Genomic DNA, 18,386 nt, shown 5'->3' on the forward strand with positions numbered 1-18,386 from the left:
TTTAGACCGACGCGTCGATCGCTTCCTGAAGCGCGGCTTTGGTCGTGTTGCCGCCTCGGAAACTGTGCTCGACTTCGCCGTTTTTGAACAGCAACAAGGTCGGGATTCCGGTGATGCCGAACTTTTGCGCGACACCGGGGGCATCGTCGATGTTCAGTTTGCCGATCTTTGCCTTGCCGTTTTCCTCGGCCAGCTGGTCGATCATCGGAGCGATCGCACGGCAGGGGCCACACCACGGTGCCCAAAAATCAACGAGCACCGCGCCATCGGCTTGAAGGACTTCGGCATCAAAGTTGTCGTCGGTAAATTCTTTCACGGCGTCTGAAGCCATGGCTGTGGTCCTCGGGATAGCAACAGGGAAACGTAGAGGCCGGCGGTGATCCGCCGATGCTCGAGTGCGAATTGTAGGAAGCTGGTGGTGGTCGGCCAAGTTAGCCAAAGCGAGAATTTCGCTTCGCCCGACCGATGTGGCGCTCAGGCGGCCACCTATGTTTCGTTCAACTCTTCGTTTTGGCGTCGGCCGTCATGGCTCGACCGCCCCCGCGCATCGATTGCGCGGCGGCACGCGAGACGATGTCGGCAAATTCGCCCAGCAACATCGCGGTTGCGCCCCAGACGTCGCGTCGACGCCCCTGGCAATCGTCAAATTCGATCGCGCGGTGTCCGAAACTGTACTGGAATACCTCGCCGGTGCCCTGTGTCTTACCGATCCGCTGCTTTTTTTGATCGATCAGTGTGCAGTGGGGGGCCGAACGTGGTGCGTCGGATTCCCCCAGGTGCAACAGGCAATCCACTGGCATCTCGATCACTTCGTCGACCTCGATCGGATCGGGACGCCAATCCGCGGTGGGGCTTTGGGCGGTGACAATCTGTGTTTCGACCAGATTGTCGCTGGCAAACACGTATATCGGTGACAAGCACCCCACCACCTCGATCACCTCTGCCGGCAGACCGAGTTCCTCGTGGTATTCCCGCAGCGCCGCCTGCAGGGATGATTCGCCGGACTCGATTTGCCCGCCCGGCAGACAGACTTGGCCGCCGTGGTGCGAGAGCGCCTTGGGGCGGCGGGTCAGCGTCACGCACAACCGTCCGGTTTGCCGATGGGGGTAAACCACAATCACGACCGCCGCCTGGCGTGACCCCATTCGGGCGGGCCCCCGATGGCGACCGTACGACAAACGCGGCGCCAGCGGCGAACCGCCACGCGCATGCGAGACGTCGAACGAACCCTTCAGGAGTCGGCGTCTTGCCAGCCTGCCGACGTCGCGGCCGTCCCGCTCGGCCAGCACATCAGCGACCGCCCGGCCAAACGTCTGGATGGATTCGGCGGCAAACAGCTGCCCGGCGGCACGATCTCTGGCGGCACGATCCTTGGCGGACACCACAAGCCCCTAAACCAGGGTCTCAAGTAATCGACGCAGCTTTCGCAATTCCACCCGATGATCCAAGCCTTCCATCGGTGTCATGTTGACCGTCAACGCGCGATCGTATTTCTCGCGTTCAAGCTGGGTGATCAGTTTTCCGTAGTCGACTTCCCCCTGGCCGACGCTGACCTGGAACGCGTCGGGGCGTGTGTCGCGAAGATGCACGTTGCACACAAACTTTAAAATGTGGTCCAGGCTCTTTCCCTTGGCCGAACCGGTGATGTAAACGCTCGGGTCCAAGGTGATTCCCAATCCGTCGACGTTGTTGCACAGCACCATCAACGTGTCCGGGTCTTCGCTCAAGCAGCCGAGTTGGCTTTTGACGCTGACCCGAACCCCTTCGGCCTCGCCGATCTCGACCAGTTTCTGCAGGTGTTCGACCTCCTCGTTGAAGGGGGTGCCCTGTTCGGCCGATGGAATGGTGATCGTGACCACCTTGGTCGTCTTGGCCAACCAACACAGTTTGGCGAACTGTTGGTAGTGTTCGGCGCCGGTGGACGCCAATTGCACGCTGTAGCCCGAGATGTCCAGTCGGTGCGTGTGGCGGAGCATTTGGATGGAGCGATCCATGTCCTCCAGCAATTCACTCGGTTTGACGTTCCCCGTTTCGTGCAACGCAATCTCGATGGCGGTGAAGTCCAAGTCGGAAGCAAGTTCGATCGCGGCGAGCAATTCGAGACCGGGAAAGCATTCAGTAGAAGCGGCGATCAACACGGGAGTATCCTTTCAATTCAACGTCTAGAATTCTGGTCGCATGACGGCGGGCGATCGAGTGCAAGCTGCCGCCACGAATGGTTTTAGGTAAGCGTACCGAGTTTGGGGATCTGGGCAAAAGACCGGTTTACCGGCTAATGCGTCGAATCGCACTTTCGTCCCGCTACATGGAACTCTGTCCCCCATGCTGGTCCAACCAGTGCACCGCGTCGCGGGCCAATTGCTGGGGGGACTTGGCGTCGCTGGCCAGGATCAAATCGGCCGACTGGCGATACAGCGGTTCGCGGCGTGCAAGCAATTCACGGATCTCTTCCACCGGCGACAATTCCGTCAGCGCCGGGCGACGTTGCCCGGTCGTCTGGTCGTCCGCAAGACGCCGTGCGATCACGTCGGGGCTGGCCGTCAACCAGATGCAGACCCCGGTTTGCCGAATGACGTCACGATTCTGCTCACGCAAGATGGCTCCCCCGCCGAGCGAAATGACGCGTCCCTGCGATCGATCGGCGGCCACCTGAGCGAGGCAGCGCGATTCCCAATCGCGGAACAAGTCCTCGCCTCCAGCGGCAAAGATCTCGCGAATCGTTTTTCCGGCCGCCTGCTCGATGACGTGATCCAAATCGACACACTCGGTCGCCAGTTCGGCAGAAATTAATTTCCCCACCGTGGTTTTTCCGGTGCCGCGGTAGCCGGTCAAGTAAATTCGATCCGTAGTCATCGTCACCTTCGTTTGTTCCACCGGACTTGGTTTGTTTGGTCGATCCGTGTCTCGCCGCCGCCCCGATGCACCGTCGCCGAAGCTACCGACGCGACGCGTGTGGGCGTTCCGATTGGCCTGTTTGGCGATCGCCCTGTTGCCCTTCATCGCCGCCGAACTCTACCTGCGGGCGACGGACCGCGTCGATCCACGGGACCTTGCCAGCGATCCGATTTTTGACGCCGCCGGCCAGTCGCCGTTGTTCGTCCTGTCGCCGGATTCCACCCGTCTGGAGATCCCGGAATCGAGGCTCAACTTTTTTCGTCCGGCCTCGTTTGCCGCCGACAAACAGGAAAACGCTCGACGCATCTTCGTGCTCGGCGGGTCCACCGTCCAGGGCCGTCCCTACGAAACCGAAACGGCATTCGCGAAATGGATGCAGTTGCGATTGGAAGCCCAGGATCCCTCCCATGTCTACGAAGTCGTCAACTGCGGCGGCGTCTCCTACGCCAGCTATCGAATCGCGATCCTGTTGGAAGAAGTCCTCCGCTACCAGCCCGACGCGATCGTGCTGTACACCGGGCACAACGAATATCTGGAAGAACGCAGCTACCGCACGATCCAATGGGAAAGCAACCCGCTGCAACGGCTGGCGCAGCACTCCCGTTTGGTCCGATCGATCCGCCGGCGCTTGCGTCCCCCAGCCGGCCATCGCCAGGACTTGTCGGCGGAACTCCAAACACGTTTGGACTTTGTCGACGGGATGGCCCGCTACGTCCGCGATGAACCATGGCGGCGTGGCGTGGTGAACCACTTTCGCGTCACGCTGGAACGTATGATCGGCATGTGCGACGCCGCCGCCGTCCCGCTGTTGGTTTGCGTGCCGACGAGCGACGTGGTCAACACGCCGCCGTTGAAGGTGCAAGTGGCGGATCTGGATCAAGCGGCGATGGACGACTTTCAGCGGCACATGGCGATCGCAGAGGACAACCGCCTGGCCGTCGATCGCCGCCTCGCGGCCTGCAAGGCGTGCTTGGAAATCGATCCCGAGCATGCCGGAATCCACTACTTGGCCGGCATGCTGCATTGGAAGCACGGTCGTGCCAGGCAAGCCAGGGAGCACCTGTACGCCGCGCGCGACCATGACGTCTGTCCGCTGCGGGCGACGACACCGATTCTGCAAACGATCCTGCAGCTGGCCGAGCGTCATCGGCTTCGTCCGATTCGGTGTGATCAATTGTTCGATCGAACCGATTCTCAGTTGAGACCGATTCCCGATGGGATCGAAGATCCGCAGCGTTTCGTCGATCACGTTCATCCGACGATTGCCGGGCATCAAGACATCGCGTTGGCCGTCTCCGATTCCTTGATGCAGCGGTTTCAGATCCAGCCGACTGCATCAGCCGACGCGTCCTATCGGGAACGCGCGACGCAGCATCTCGCATCACTCGATGAAACCTATTTCGCCCGCGGCAAGCAACGATTGGAAGGTTTGCGGAACTGGGCCGCCGGCCGTGCGGGCAAGTTGTCGGAGGACGGGAAGAACGTGCAGGCGAAGTGAAGCGTCACGGCGTGTTGAGTTTGTGAGCCGCGGGCGCGTAAGCGGCCGGGCATCCTGGCGCCCGCCCGAGGCCTGACGGCCAGCGGCTCACCATTGATTCAGCACGTCCCACTTGAATCAACGGGCCGGTAAGCGAGCGGCGTGTTCAAATCGTTCAATCGCGGCGCCGCTCGCTTACGCTTCCCGCTGGGGTGTCACGATTGCAAACCGCGCGGTGCATGCCACCAGCGCTCACTGCGACGGGTCGTCCTGCGGAGGGTCATGCAGCAGGTCCATCGCCCGTTGGCGTGCCTGACTTGCCCAGGGTTGACCTTCGTAAAGCGTCACGATGCCTTCGAGCAATGCCCTGCGTTGCTCGGCCGGCAACTGCTCGGCGTTGTCGATCCGCTGCATCAGTTCCACCAACTTCGGGTCACCCGGTGTGCCATCCGTTTCGGACTGCACGTCGGTAAGTCGGGCGATTTCGAATTCGGCGAGCCGGGCCAACCGCGCGGGCTCGCCTTCATCGTCGTCGGCATCACCGAAGACCGCGATCCATTGCCGCAGTTTTTCCCGCGCCGCGAGCGGATTGCTTTGCCGGAGTGCCATCGCTTCGAGAAACGTTGTTTCGTACAGCGGTCCTTCGCTGGTTCGCAACTTGGCTTTCAGCTTCAATCGTCGCACGGCCGCTTCGACGCGATAGATCTTCTCTCGCTGCCGAATTTCGTCCGCTTTGGGATGATCCGGAAACAGTTTGAGGAATCGTTCCATCTCGTCTTGGATCTGGAACGATTGCACGGAATCGTCCGGGGTCTCGATCTTGGCGAGCAATTCCTCGGCCGTCGGTCCGCGGGTGGACACGACCAGGAAGACGACGCCTGAGAGCAGGATCAACGAAAGCGCGGCGATCGAAACGATCCGCAGCGCCGGGTGCTCCGTCTTGGTTTTGGGGGTGACGAAAAATCCTTCGCGGACCTCGCCGTCAGAAACGGTTTGGAAGTGAGTCTTTCCGCTCAAGCCGACGGACGTGTCGAGGTTGCTCGGGGCATCCGGATCGGACGTCGAATCGTCCGCCGATCGATCGTCGCCCAGCGGCGCGGTGACGGCGGTGCTGAGCACGGTTCCGCGTTTGCCACTGTGGCCATCGGTGTGGACCGTCCGCGCCGAGGGATCCACGTTGGCGACCGAGGTCTGGTTGCCGTCACCGATGTCCCAAAAGGGCACGGTGTCTTCCGGACGCGTCTTGCCGGACTGGACTCGGGTCTGCTTGCCGCCGTTGGGTTTCTCCGGCCCGGTGGTGTCAAATTCCGGCCCCGAGCGATTCGAAGTCGGTCGCCCCGCGTCCGGTTTGTCCGATGCAGGTTCGTCGGCGGATTGGTGCTTGGTGCCTGCGCCGGAGGGGGGTTCTGGCTTGTCGCCGGTTCGATCGGACAAGGTCTGCATCCGATGCAAGCCGGCACGCATGGCTTTCAATCGATTCATCACCGCCAAGGCGGTCGGCGGCCGTTTCTCGGGCTGTTTTTCCAGCAGTTCGCCGACGATTTGGACGACGTCGTCCGGCAAGTCGGGATCGATCAAATCCAGCGGCACCGGATCCTTGTGCTGCAACGCCGAAATGACTTCGGTGATGTTCTTGCCGCGAAACGGCGGCTTGCCACATAACATCGCGTACATCACACAGCCGAGTGCGAACAGGTCCGTCCGCGACGTCACACCGGTTCCGTCGGCTTGTTCGGGCGCCATGTAGTCGGCGGTGCCCATGATCGAACCGACAGCGGTCTGGTTCTCGCCGAAAATCTTGCTGATCCCGAAGTCCAGCAGCTTGACGGTGCCGTCGCGCTGCACCACCAGGTTGGCCGGTTTCAGATCCCGGTGCGTGACGCCGAAGTCGTGGGCGTGCTTGAGCGCGGCACAGACCTGGATGGAGATGTCCAACGCGGTCATCCAAGGCAGCTTCTTCTGTTGACGGATCATCTCCTGCAGCGTTTCGCCTTCGACATACTCCATCGAATAGAACAGCATGCCGTGCTCTTCTCCGAAACCGATCAGTTTGACGATGTTCGGGTGGCTGAGCAGCTTGAGCGTTTTGACCTCGGTGTCAAACCGACGCCGAAAACGCATTTCATCGGACATTTGCGAGGCGATCAACTTGACCGCGACGTCCTGGCCGGATTTGGCGTGCTTGGCCTTGAACACCGACCCCATCCCGCCCGTGCCAAGGGTCTCACCGATCCGGTAGGGGCCGAGGTATTCGGGTGGCTTCATGTTGAAGGGACGCGTCGAGGAAAAGAGAAGGGGCGAGGACAAAGAGACCATGTCCTTCTAATCTAACACTTTTTCGGCGTCTGACGCCCGCCGATCATGAGATCTGAATTCCGTTGACCGGCGCATTTCTCTAGGATCTGGCGCATGAACCAATCGGCCCCCCCTCCTGAAACCGAGTCGCCCGCGAACGCGTCGCCCGCGAAGCCGCCTGTCGGACGAACCTGGTGGTTGCTCTCGATGGCGTCGCTGGTCGTGCCCTGGTTGAGCCAGCCTCCCTTGGGGTGGTGGCCGCTGGCGGCGATCGCCGTCGCACCCCTGCTGCTGGCCGCGGCGCAGACGACGATCTCGCGACGACAGTATGGGGTCTTGTACCTGGCCGCGGTCGGCTACTGGGCCCTGACCTTGCAAGGACTGCGGTTCGCCAACCCGTTGATCTATCCCTGCTGGATCGCGTTGGCCGCCTATCTGGCGATCTATCCGGTCGCCTTTGTGGTGGTGCTGCGGCGGATGATGCGATTCGGGCTGGCGATGATTTTCGCCGCGCCGCTCGCATGGGTCGGCATGGAATGCATTCGCAATTACATGCTGACAGGAATTTCAGCGGCCATGCTCGGGCACAGTTTGGCCGACGTCCCCTCCCTGATTCAAATCGCCGACTTGGGTGGCAGTTACGCGGTCTCGCTGGTGATCGTGGTCGTCAACGTGGCCGTCGTGTCGGCATGGCGATGGCGTTGGCGCTCGACGGGATCGTCCGACGCCGCCAATCCTTTCACGCCATCGGTCGGCAGCGTCCTGTCATGCTGCGTCGCCGCCATCGTGCTGCTCTCGGCGACGTTTCTCTATGGCCGCTATCGCCTTCGACAAGCCACGCAACCCGCAACGACTACGATCGCGCTGGTCGGCCGCAACGAACCGGTGGAATACGATCAAGACCGATCGCGTGAGTTGGAGTTGTTTGATGCTTACGCGGAGGAGTCGATTCGCGCATTCCAATCGACCGAGGAGACGATCGATGCGGTCGTTTGGCCCGAATCGATGTTCACCGGCATGATTCCCTGGATGGCCGGCGACGGCAACGGTGCGATGGCTCGCGAATTGGGGCTGAGCCGCGAAGAAGAGCAGGCGATGACCGCCGAGCATCGCAAACGATTCCAATTTCGCGCGGGATCGTTGCAGGCAATGTTGGCGGCCGGCAACGGCCCCCAAGCGATCAAGCCCGACATCATCGGTGGTTGTGGCGTGATCGACGACGGGCCGACGACGAAGATGTATAGCGGGATCGTCCACGTCGGGCCGGACGGTCAGGTCCGCGACTGGTACGGAAAGATGCACTTGGTCATGTTCGGCGAGTACATTCCGCTGGTCAAACACCTGCCGATCGTTCGCGACTGGGTGCCGAAGAATCTCGGTTTAACGCCCGGCGAGCACGCCAAACGCTTTCGGGTCGGTCAAACGACGCTGTGCCCCAATATCTGTATCGAGACCGCGGTCGAACGCGTCGCGATCAATCACCTGCGTGAACTCGCCGCTGACGAAGGTGGATTGCCGGACGCGATTGTCACCGTCACCAATGACGCCTGGTTTGATGATTCCAGCGTCATCGAGCATCACAAACGATGCGCGCAATTCGTCGCCGTCGCCTGTCGCCGGCCGATCCTGTCGGCCGCCAACAACGGGCCGACGGTCTGGATCGACAGCAACGGCCGTGTCGTCGACTCGCTACCGCAAGGCAGCAACGGATGGGTGATTGCCACGCCGAGTCTGGACAGCCGGACCAGTCTGGTGATGACGCTCGGAGACTGGCCGGCGCGGGTGTGCGCGGTGCTGTTCTTGGCCGCGCTGCTGCGGCCGAACTATTGGCGCAGAAGGGGTTAGCGGTGCGGCACGAGCGCAATACCGCTACTACTTTCGACGCCAAAGTGTGCGGCATGACCCCGACGGGGTCAAAGCCAGTAGCCGGAGGTGAGCGAAGCGACACCTCCGGACGCCCAGTCCCCCGTCAGACGCGACCCCGAAGGGTGTCGAAGCAAATGACGTCGGCGCCCTCGGACCCGGCCAGCTCGCACGCTCAAGCTCACCCATCCACTCCTTTACGAACGCAGACTGCCGCACCGCCGGCAGATTGATTCGCTGCGACCCCGTCCGGGGTCGAGGGGATTGTGGGACGTGATTCCCGGAGGTGGCGCTGCGCTGACCTCCGGCTACTCGCTGGCATCCCTCCGGGATACTCGGTTCGCTGCCGCTCTCCTTTTACACCAAACGGAGTGATGCTTGTTAGCGACAGGGCTCGCGACCCTCGTTAGCGTGTGAACTTGGCTTCGCTGAGCCGCCGTTTGGTTTCGGCCATCAAGGCGTCTTCGTCGGCTTCGCTGTCGGCCACGTAGGTGACGCTGAAACGCAGGTACGATCCGGCGTCGTCCCAGGGCACGGTGACGACACCGAGTTGTTCGATCAAGAATCGCGTCGCGTCTTCGGCCTTGTCAAACGTTTCACCGCTTTCGGTTCCCTTGGGGGCGGGCGTGTAGAGAAAGTATGTGCCGCCGGGCATTTCGCAATCGAAGCCGCACTCCTTCAGCACTGCGACCAGTTTTTCCATCCGCCGTTGATACTTGGCCTTGATCCGCGCCGGAATCGAATCGTCGTCCAGCGCCGCCGCGGCGGCCTTTTGGGTCGCGATGAATTGTCCGCTGTCACTGTTGTCCTTGACGTCCGAAAACGCCGAGACGATTCGCGGGTGACCGGCGACGAATCCCATTCGCCATCCGATCATGTCGTATCCCTTGCTCATCGAGTGGACTTCGACGCCGACGTCCATCGCGCCGGGGGTTTCCAAGAAACTGGTCGGCTTGCCGTCAAACGTCAGCAGGATGTGCGCCGCGTCATGCACGACGACAAACTCTTTCTCCTTGGCCAACGCGACGACCTTCTCGAAAAATTCCGGCGTCGCCAACCGCCCCGTCGGCGAATTCGGATAGTTCAACACCAGCAATTTGGCGCGACGATAGATGTCATCGGGAACCGAATCCAAATCGGGCAGAAATTGGTTCTCTTTCAACAGCGGCAACCGGAACACGTCGCCGCCGTAATAACGCGTGTGTGTGCCCGCGACCGGGTAGCCCGGCACGGTCATCAGGGTCACGTCACCGGGATTGATGAAACACGCCGGCAACATCGCGTAGGCGGGTTTGCTGCCGATGCAATGATTGATCTGCGTGGCCGGGTCCAGATCGACGTCGAAGTGTCGCTTCATGAACCGCGCGGCGGCCTGTTTGTATTCGATCACGCCGTTATCGGCATAGCCGCGGTTCTCGGGCTGATTGATTTCCGTCGCCATGACCTGCCGCACCGCTTCATCGGCCATCGCGTCATTTTCGCCGATTCCGAAATCCAGCAACTGGCGATCGGGATGGGCCGCCAAGGCGTTCCGCTTGGCCCGTTTGATCTTTTCGAACTTGTAGATCTCGGTGCTCTTTCCATAGTTCGCCCCGCCAATGCGATCGGCAAACAACGACTGGAAATACGGATCTTTGACTTCAGGTTCGGTGGCAGATGACATAGCGGTGATCAAAGGAATGGAAGAAGAAATGGTCCTGACGGAGGGCCACGATGATAAACGGCGGGGCAAATGTCCGCGAGTGTGGAGATGTTGAAATCCCCGCCGCTGGTGCCACGCGGCCGACCCTGCCTCACGGCTTGCTGATGTAGTCGCAACTGAAACAATAGTGAGCCGATGGCGCTAGCCACGGACCTCGAAGGGCAATGTTGTCACCACTGGGCCCGCGGCTAGCGCCGTCGGCTCACTCAGTCAACAAGCCGCTCAAGAGTCACCCTCCCTGGCAGGGAGGGTCGAGCGCAGCGAGGGGAGGGTTGAGCGGTCGTCGCTGAGCGATTCCGAGCCACAAAGACCCTCCCCGCGTCGTCGTAAACTCCTCCGCGACCCTCCCAGAGGGAGGGTGACTTCAACTCCTGCGACTTGTGTCGACACCAATGCCTGCCAGGAGAACGCTGCTCAAATCCCCTCACGTCACCGATTGAGGCGTCTGGGCAAACCCGCGGCGGACCAACGCCTCGGCGACTTCCGCCGTCGGACCCAAGTAGTCGGCCACGATGAATCGGACCTGTGGGTGACGCGTCGAGGCCTCGGCGACTTGATTGCCGATCGCGTCGTACAAACGGCCCTGGAACAGTAAATGCGGCTGAACGATCACGGTTCGGATCCCGGCACGGCCTGCAACCTCGTCCAGGACGTCGGGAAGCTTGGGCTCGGCCATCGCGTAAAAACCGACCGCGTGGTGGGGCATCCCGCAGCGCCGGGCGACGATTTCGCCCAGCACCCGCATGTCGGCTTTCGCACAGGGGTCGTAACTGCCCCGCCCGACCATCAGCAGCGCGACCGATTCGTCGATCTGGATCGCTTCCCGATCCGCCGCTTGCTCGATCCGGCTGGACAGCAAGGCGATGATGGTCGGGGCGCGTGACAGGGGACCGGACTGGCTGTAGCGGACGCCCGGAGTCTCTGCGGCGCACGCGGCGACCGCATCGGGAATGTCGCTCCGGGCGTGCCCGGCGGCAAACAACAACAGCGGTGCGACGCGAATCTGTTTCGCGCCGCGTCGGACCAACGCTCGCCAGGCTGCGGGGATCGTGGGCTGTTGAAACTCCAACAGGCAACCTTCCACCGGCAGCGGTGCGAGCCGCTCGGCCAAGATCGACGCGAGTTGAAAGAACTCCTCGGTCCCCGCGGGGTCGCGGGTCCCGTGGCCGACCAATAGAACCGCGTCGCTCGGCAAGTCTGCGTCGCGAAGCGGCGTTGCCGCGGTTTTGCCGCCCACTAGTTCGTGGCGACGGTGGAACCCGTGAACCCGGCGGCTTCCAGTTGGGCGATCGCTTGGTCGGCGTCAAATCCGTCTTTGTAGGTCACGATGACTTGGGGGTTATCGATGATGCCTTCTTCCTTTTGCGGAGCGAGTTCCACGGTCAGCACGTCCGACCGTTTCTCCAGGTTCTTTTTGACGCTGGGGTAACACGCGAACGGGCAATGCATTTCCGGGACGGTCATCGTCAGGGATGCCGTTTTGACTTCCGTATCGGGCGCGATCGTGACCGCCTCCGGGGTCGCCGGCGATGGGACCGCGTCGGCCGCGGGCTCGGTCGGCGACATGGTGATCAAGTACATGATTCCGGCAGCGGCTAGAATCGCGGCGCCGTAAGCGAGAGATCGCATGGGAAGGGTCCTTTTCAATGGGAGGGAGCATGCGCTGGAGGGCAGGATGAACCGAAGCTGGGCCAACGCCTTTATCGTTTCATCTTGACGTGAATCGGTCAATTATCGCAATTTCCATTCGCGGTCGGCATCCGCCACCGAGAACTTGATTGAAATCCTGCGACGCAGGCGATTTTCTACCCTTTTTCGCTCGGAGACCAGCCCGTTGCTTCACGTGTCGAGAGCCATTTCCGGTCGGCGGCAAACCAGTCTAGCCGGCGGTGAAGGGACCGCAGGGCGACTTTTCCAGCTGTGCGTGCTGGCCGGAGCCCTGTTTTTTGCTGATTTTAGTCACGCCCAGCCATCGGGGACGACGTTCGATCCGAACCTGGGCGGCAGCCTGATCGGGGCCCCTTCATCCGATCCGTACCAAATGGTCGCACCCGCCGTGGGAAGCCCCTCTTCGGCGGTTTTACCGGCCGCCGGTGGTCTTTTTGCCGGTCGTCCGGCGGTGGACAGTCGGTCGCCTGGCGGCTCCGATCCGTATGCCATCGGCCCGACGACCGTTGCCCAGGCGGTGTCTCCGGCCGCCGCCCAGTTGAATGCGCCGCTGCTGAACGGGCCACTGCTGAACGGGCCGCTCTTCCAGGGCGGACCGATTGACAACAGCCTGCGTCAATGGGATCCGCTGCTGCCAGGCTTTCAAAACCGCATCGACTCGCGGCTTTTCCTTCGCGCCGAGTCTCTGCTTTGGGATGTGTCGGGAATGGACGCCCCGCCCCTGGTCACGACCAGTCCCGACGGCACCGGCCAAGACATCGCCGCCACGCTCGGTCAAGCCGGCACCTCGGTTGCATTCGGCGGCAAGACGCTCAACGACGGTTCGACCGGCGGATTCTTGATCGGCGGCGGCCTTTGGATTTCACCGGAACGAAACTTCGCGATCGAAACCGAGTACTTCCAATTGTCTGAATTCGATGACGGCTACAACGGATCCAGTGACGGCGCGGTGATCCTGGGACGGCCGTACTTCGACGTCACCCAAGGTGGCGAGGCCGCTGAGCTGATCGCCTATCCGGGGTTGGTCAGCGGCGACGTTGGCGTCAGGACCGAGTCCAACCTGCGATCGTTCTTGATCGACGGACGCGTCTCGCTTTGCCCCACGCACGGCGCCTGTTGCCAGCAATGTGGACTGCGTGACCGTACCGATTGGATCATCGGTTACCGCAACATTCGTCTTCGCGATTCGCTGTCGATCGTTGAAAACCGACGTCGCGAACTCAGTAATGACCCGCGAATGTTTGCCTCATCGGATCAATTTCAAACGACCAATCAATTCAACGGACTTCAACTGGGCATCGTGCATCGTATGCTGCTTCAACGAGCCTGGTTGGAAACGTCCATGCGCGTCGCCCTCGGCAACACCGAACAAACGCTGCGGGTTGCCGGCAGCACCACCATCGAAGATCAGGGGACGAGTGCAACTTACGACGCCGGACTGTTGGCGCAGCACACCAACAGTGGCACGCGGTCTCGCGATGAGTTCGCACTGGTCCCCGAGTTAGGCGTCCGATTGGGAATCCGTTTGACCGATCGGCTGCATGCAAACATCGGCTACTCGGTGCTCTATCTGCCCAACGTGATTCGTGCGTCCGAGCAAATCGACCGGGACTTGAACCCTGGGCTGGTACCGCCGGGAACGGATCCGCTGGCCGGTGCGCTGCGGCCACGCGTGTTGTGGGTCCAATCGGACTATCTGGCCCACGGTCTGCATCTGGGCGGTGAATTGAACTTCTGAGGCTCCATCACATCGATTCCATCAGACTGCTGATCAGGGGCAGCAATTGTTTTTTGCGGCTGACGACGCCGTCGAGTTGGTAGAGGCGGTCTTCGAGTTCGGGATAGTTGATGTCCTCCCAACCTTTCGGTTCACTGCTCATCATCAACAGGCTGCCGTTGCTGACGATGTCGGTGACCAACAGGGCGCTGAAGTCGAGCTTTTGCTCCTGGGCCATGCTCTCCAGCGCGCCGAACAATTCGTCTTTGCGTTCCCAGAACAAATCGAAACCGATCTCTTCGATTTGCGAAATGGAGAACGCGTGCCCGGACTCTTCGAAGTGCTTGCAGTCCTCTCGGACGACTTGGCCGGGCGAGCAGGTGCGGAGGGCCGAGCCGACTTGGAAAAATTCTTCGGCGAACGATTCCAACGGCATCGGGCAAAACTGCTGCAGCCATTGCAACATCTCGCGGTCGGTGTTGGTGGTCGTCGGCGAACGCAAGTAAAGCGTGTCACTGATCATCCCGGACGCCATGCAAATCGCAATGCCCGACTCGGGATCCATGTGGGCCTGGCGATACATTTTCGCAACCAGGGTGCAGGTCGATCCGACCGGCTCCATCGTCAATCGAATCGGCTCGGTCGATTTAAGCGATCCGCCCAAGCGGTGATGGTCCAGCACCTCGATGATTCTCGCCTCGTCGGCGCCGGGGACGGCTTGGCCCAGTTCGTTGTGGTCGACCAGCACCAGTTCGGTTTTGGGCGGGTTGACCAAGTCGCTCTTGCTGAGCACGCCGACCAATTGCCCGTCCTCCAAGACGGGGAACACGGCCTGCGGCGAACGAAAGATCTTTTCGCGGGCCTCGGTGACGGGCATCCGTGCGGGGAGCGAGACGAACTCCTCTTCGACCACATCGCCGATCAACTGTGCCGACTTGATTCGCATCGTTGTCGTGGCGGTATCGAACGGGCTGACCAAGACGGTGATCCCCCGCGCCTTGGCCAGTTGCATCAGCCCATCGGACAATTGATAGCCTCCCGTCACGATCAACGCGCGGACGCCGAGTTCGAGGGCCGGCAACTGCACGGTCGGGCGATCGCCGCTGACGACCAGCAATTTTTCGGCGGGGAATTGCTTGATGTGGTCGGTGAACCCGCCGGCGCTCATCGCCCCCACGCTGACGATCAAATCTTCGTCGACGTCCGGGTTGACCGCGTGCAGGAACGTCCCGCCGAGCACCGAAGCGATCTTGCTGAGGTTGGTGCGCACCTGACGCGCCTTGAGCGGATCGACGCCGCTGTTGAGCACCAGTTCCAAGATATCCAACAGCGAGACGATTCCCGACAGTTTGCCGTCCGGTTCGACCACCGGAATGCTCCGCAATCCGCGCTCGTCCATCCGGCGATAGACGTCATAAAACACTTCGTCGCGATGGGCCAGCGTGACATCGGTCTGGCAGACGTCCTCGACCAAGGCGTGCACGTCCATCATGATCCGCGGCGCCGAAAGCTTGGCGATCTTTAACGCATATTCGGTCCGCTGGTTGGGCGGTCCGCAGCTTGCCGCGATCGCGTCGGGACGCGTCGTTCGTCGCAAGAAATCCGCGTAGGCGATTGCCGCACAGATCGCATCGGTGTCGGGGTTACGATGACCAAAAACGAATAAAGGCATGAGACGCGATTGGAAGAGAACGGTGATCGGGACCGGCAGGCATTGTCATCGCAATCGCTTTCAACGTCGATCCTATGCGGCCAAGATTTCCGCCGCTCGCCGGAAAATCGCCTCGGGGTCGCTCATCCGACCGACCCCTTTGACGCGACACGATAGCCATCCCGAGTCGGGGCCGATCAGCAGGCAGCCGTCGGCAGCCAATTGGGCCACGTTGCGGGCGACCGACGGTTTGTTCCACATCGGATCGCTCATCGCCGGCGCAACCAGGACCGGAGCGGTGTTTTGCAGGTACAGCGTGCTGACCAGATCGTCGGCAATGCCGTTGGAAAATTTTGCGATCAAATTGGCGGTCGCCGGCGCCACGATCATCAGGTCCACGTCGAGGGCCAGTTCGATGTGTGACCCGAGCGGATGGTTGACGTGAAAGCTGTCCAGGCCGACCGGCCGACCGGACAGGGCCGCCAAGGTGGGTGGCCCCAGAAACTCGGTCGCCGAACGGGTCATCGCCGTCTGTACCCGGTGGCCGGCTTGGGCCAGCCGGCTGCACAGCATGGCGGCTTTATAGGCGGCGATCCCGCCACCGACGGCCAGCAGAATTCGCTTGGAATCAACGGGGTCCGGCATGGCACAGATTTAATAAAGGCGAGAGACACGTACCGGACGAAATGCTTGACGGCCCGTTGATCCAGTGGGGGCGGTCAGCGGATGGGGTTGTGCGACGTCGTTTCTCGATCGTCGAGGCTTGTCCTGCAAAACATTTGTCAGCGGTAGGGCGCAAGCCCTCCGGTCTTTCACGGTGTTTTTGAATCGTCGAGCGGAAAAGGGGTCAGGTACCAAAAACCAAATGGCCCGCAGGGTGCTTCGCATTTTTGTACCTGACCCCTTTTCCGCGGTACTTGTTTTTGAATCGCGACCGGACGGCTCGCGGGCTGTCGGTTTTGTGAGCCGCGACGCGTAAGCGGCCGGGCACTGCGACGCCCGCCCGAGGCCTGACGGCCAGCGGCTCACCATTAACGCAGCAGATCCCGACTCAATCGACAGCCCGATCGCGCCGTTCCGCTAACACCTTCGGAACCTGGATCGGCGCCGATCCACGTGCTACAGGTCCGCGGCGTCCAGGTCGGGGGACTCGGCGGCGGCGATCGTCGCATCCAAGTCCATCTCTTGGACTTGCTCGACTTCGTTTTCCATGTTCAGTACGATCTTGTCCTGCATGATTTCCTGCAGCACGATCGACATTTTGTCATGCGTGTCGACGTTGACCAGCGCGCGGCTGCCCTGGTTCAACTGGACGAGCCGCTTTTGAATCAAAGTGCTCAACTTGAATCGACCGCCGACCTTGTTGACGGTCTCTTCGTCTTTTAGTTCTTCGAGCATGTGTGTTTCTCCTGATGGTCTCTGAGGATTTGGCAGACTTGGGCGACGGCCGCGTCGACCGAGCCGTTAATGATTTCGTATTGGTAGCGATGCACGAACCGCATCTCACCCGCGGCCGTCTCCAAACGGCTCTGAATCGCGGCTTCGGTTTCGGTCCCCCGGTCGCGGAGACGACGTTCCAATTCGTCCATGCCGCCGGGGTGGATGAACAACGAAATGGGATCGGTCTCCAGATGCTCCATCACCTCAATCGCGCCCTGAACGTCGATTTCCAGGATGATCCAATTTCCCGCGGCGAGCCCGTCGGCGACTTCACTGCGTAGCGTCCCGTACCAGTGTCCCTTGCCGAACACCTCTTTGCATTCAAGAAAGGCGTCTTGATCGCGAAGTTCTCGGAAACGTTGCTGTGACAGGAAATGATATTCGGTTCCGTCTCGTTCGCCAGGGCGCGGAGCCCGGGTGGTCGCCGAGACGCTCAAACGCAAGGGCAGGTCGCAATCGGACAGCAATCGTCGCGTCACCGTCGACTTTCCGGCGCCGCTGGGCCCGGAAATGATGATCAGACGTGGAGAGGTTGGTTCAGCCATCGTTCATGCTCCGCCCACAGGGCTACTCCAGGTTTTGGACCAGTTCGCGCATCCGCTCGATCGCACATTTGATTTCGACCACGATCGCCGAAACCTCGGCGTGGGCGGATTTAGAACCGATCGTGTTGGTTTCGCGGAACATCTCCTGGATGATGAAATCCAGTTTTCGGCCCACCGGTTCGTCGCGCCCGGATTGCTTGTCGCCGTCGGGGCTCTCCCCCCGTAACACGGCCTGGAAAAGTTTCAAATGACTGTCCAGGCGGGTGATTTCCTCGCTGACGTCCGCCTTGTCGGCATACACCTGGACTTCGCGAAGCAGATCGACCGGATTGACCTCGGCATCGTATTGGGCCAACACCCGCTGGACTTTCGCTTCCAGCCGGACCCGATAACTTTCCGCCGCCTGGGGGGCCAGCGTCTCGATCGCTCGCACGTGCGCCGCGATCGTCTCGCAATCGCCGAGTAGTGTTTCGGCCATGTGCGCGCCTTCTTGCTCGCGCATCTCGATCAGGTTTTCCAGCGCCGCGATGACGACCCGCCGGGCTTGCTGGAATACTTTTTCGGCATCATCGCCCTTCGGCCGCGCTCCGGTCTGGACCCCGGGCAGGTTCATCAAGGCGGCGACGTCGAGCGAAACATTCGCATCGGCGTCCACCCCGGACTGCTCCATCGCCGATTTGCACTGGCGAATGTAGCCGGCCAGCACGGTGTCGTTGATCTGCACCGGCGTTTGGCCTTGCTGGTGCTCCAGGTTGATCGACAGGTTGATCGAGCCGCGGTGCAAGTGTTCTCGGACCACCGATTCGATCAGCGCTTCGCTGCCCGAGAGTGAATCCGGGGTCCGCACCGAACACTTGAATCCACGGTTGTTGACCGTCCGCAACTCGACCGTGACGGTCCCGATGTCCGTCTTTCCCGCGGCCCTTCCCTGGCCGGTCATGCTGCGGATGCCGCAGGCGGGCGCGAGGGTCGAGGTGGCTTGTGTCATGCGGCGTCAATGTGGATCAGTGGCATGTAATTCGATGCCGGGGGAGAAGAAATGGAGGCCTTCCGCGTTCGCAAGAAACCTGCAAGGCGGCCGCCCTCGTTGCGTCGCGCCGCCCTTGCGGGACGGCCTGGGCGGGACGGGCCTT

General features: G+C 61.3%; 16 protein-coding genes. 3 read left to right on the forward strand and 13 right to left on the reverse strand.

The window, feature by feature from the left end; genetic code table 11:
• Position 1 precedes the first annotated feature (1 nt).
• The 4 genes from trxA to Enr13x_RS07275 all read right to left on the reverse strand — a co-directional run bounded on the left by trxA (position 2) and on the right by Enr13x_RS07275 (position 2,853).
• On the reverse strand, positions 2-331 hold the full coding sequence (gene trxA / locus Enr13x_RS07260) for a thioredoxin (RefSeq protein ID WP_145385384.1): 330 nt from the start codon (positions 329-331) through the stop codon (positions 2-4).
• Between the two features lie 166 nt (positions 332-497).
• Positions 498-1,382, reverse strand: coding sequence for an NUDIX hydrolase (locus Enr13x_RS07265; RefSeq protein ID WP_145385385.1), 885 nt, complete (start codon positions 1,380-1,382; stop codon positions 498-500).
• Between the two features lie 9 nt (positions 1,383-1,391).
• Positions 1,392-2,138: a sugar phosphate isomerase/epimerase family protein gene (locus Enr13x_RS07270; RefSeq protein ID WP_145385386.1), complete on the reverse strand. Its 747-nt coding sequence runs from the start codon at positions 2,136-2,138 to the stop codon at positions 1,392-1,394.
• 163 nt (positions 2,139-2,301) lie between these two features.
• Positions 2,302-2,853, reverse strand: coding sequence for a shikimate kinase (locus Enr13x_RS07275; RefSeq protein WP_145385387.1), 552 nt, complete (start codon positions 2,851-2,853; stop codon positions 2,302-2,304).
• A 46-nt stretch (positions 2,854-2,899) separates the two neighbouring features.
• On the opposite strand from Enr13x_RS07275, the gene Enr13x_RS07280 reads away from it, so the two are divergent.
• Positions 2,900-4,393, forward strand: coding sequence for an SGNH/GDSL hydrolase family protein (locus Enr13x_RS07280; protein WP_145385388.1), 1,494 nt, complete (start codon positions 2,900-2,902; stop codon positions 4,391-4,393).
• Positions 4,394-4,624: 231 nt separating this feature from the next.
• Here Enr13x_RS07280 and Enr13x_RS07285 read toward each other — a convergent pair whose 3' ends face one another.
• Positions 4,625-6,637, reverse strand: coding sequence for a serine/threonine-protein kinase (locus tag Enr13x_RS07285; protein WP_145385389.1), 2,013 nt, complete (start codon positions 6,635-6,637; stop codon positions 4,625-4,627).
• 144 nt (positions 6,638-6,781) lie between these two features.
• Between Enr13x_RS07285 and lnt the strand changes: the two genes are divergently transcribed.
• Positions 6,782-8,512 (forward strand): apolipoprotein N-acyltransferase, encoded by a 1,731-nt coding sequence (gene lnt / locus Enr13x_RS07290; RefSeq protein ID WP_145385390.1) that lies wholly within the window; start codon positions 6,782-6,784, stop codon positions 8,510-8,512.
• Positions 8,513-8,936: 424 nt separating this feature from the next.
• On the opposite strand, the gene Enr13x_RS07295 is transcribed toward lnt, so the two are convergent.
• The 3 genes from Enr13x_RS07295 to Enr13x_RS07305 all read right to left on the reverse strand — a co-directional run bounded on the left by Enr13x_RS07295 (position 8,937) and on the right by Enr13x_RS07305 (position 11,861).
• Entirely contained in the window at positions 8,937-10,193 is a 1,257-nt protein-coding gene (locus Enr13x_RS07295) for an LL-diaminopimelate aminotransferase (protein ID WP_145385391.1), read from the reverse strand.
• A gap of 463 nt (positions 10,194-10,656) precedes the next feature.
• Complete coding sequence (locus tag Enr13x_RS07300) at positions 10,657-11,469, reverse strand: sirohydrochlorin chelatase (RefSeq protein ID WP_231744144.1); 813 nt, start codon at positions 11,467-11,469, stop codon at positions 10,657-10,659.
• A complete protein-coding gene (locus Enr13x_RS07305) occupies positions 11,469-11,861 on the reverse strand; it encodes a heavy-metal-associated domain-containing protein (RefSeq protein WP_145385392.1) in 393 nt (130 codons plus the stop codon). Before Enr13x_RS07305 ends, Enr13x_RS07300 begins: the two co-directional genes overlap by 1 nt.
• A gap of 214 nt (positions 11,862-12,075) precedes the next feature.
• Here Enr13x_RS07305 and Enr13x_RS07310 point away from each other — a divergent pair, with 214 nt between their 5' ends.
• On the forward strand, positions 12,076-13,638 hold the full coding sequence (locus Enr13x_RS07310; RefSeq protein ID WP_145385393.1) for a BBP7 family outer membrane beta-barrel protein: 1,563 nt from the start codon (positions 12,076-12,078) through the stop codon (positions 13,636-13,638).
• Positions 13,639-13,645: 7 nt separating this feature from the next.
• On the opposite strand, the gene Enr13x_RS07315 is transcribed toward Enr13x_RS07310, so the two are convergent.
• The 5 genes from Enr13x_RS07315 to Enr13x_RS07335 form a co-directional block, all read right to left on the reverse strand.
• On the reverse strand, positions 13,646-15,289 hold the full coding sequence (locus Enr13x_RS07315) for a putative manganese-dependent inorganic diphosphatase (RefSeq protein ID WP_145385394.1): 1,644 nt from the start codon (positions 15,287-15,289) through the stop codon (positions 13,646-13,648).
• 72 nt (positions 15,290-15,361) lie between these two features.
• On the reverse strand, positions 15,362-15,913 hold the full coding sequence (locus Enr13x_RS07320; protein WP_145385395.1) for a flavoprotein: 552 nt from the start codon (positions 15,911-15,913) through the stop codon (positions 15,362-15,364).
• Between the two features lie 474 nt (positions 15,914-16,387).
• Positions 16,388-16,666 (reverse strand): DNA-directed RNA polymerase subunit omega, encoded by a 279-nt coding sequence (locus tag Enr13x_RS07325; protein ID WP_095741410.1) that lies wholly within the window; start codon positions 16,664-16,666, stop codon positions 16,388-16,390.
• Complete coding sequence (gmk, locus tag Enr13x_RS07330) at positions 16,651-17,253, reverse strand: guanylate kinase (protein WP_145385396.1); 603 nt, start codon at positions 17,251-17,253, stop codon at positions 16,651-16,653. Before gmk ends, Enr13x_RS07325 begins: the two co-directional genes overlap by 16 nt.
• 22 nt (positions 17,254-17,275) lie before the next feature.
• Positions 17,276-18,241, reverse strand: a complete 966-nt coding sequence (locus tag Enr13x_RS07335; RefSeq protein WP_145385397.1) for a YicC/YloC family endoribonuclease — start codon at positions 18,239-18,241, stop codon at positions 17,276-17,278.
• Positions 18,242-18,386: the final 145 nt, after the last annotated feature.

The sequence above is a fragment of the Stieleria neptunia genome, assembly GCF_007754155.1.
GTDB classification, from domain to species: Bacteria; Planctomycetota; Planctomycetia; order Pirellulales; family Pirellulaceae; genus Stieleria; species Stieleria neptunia.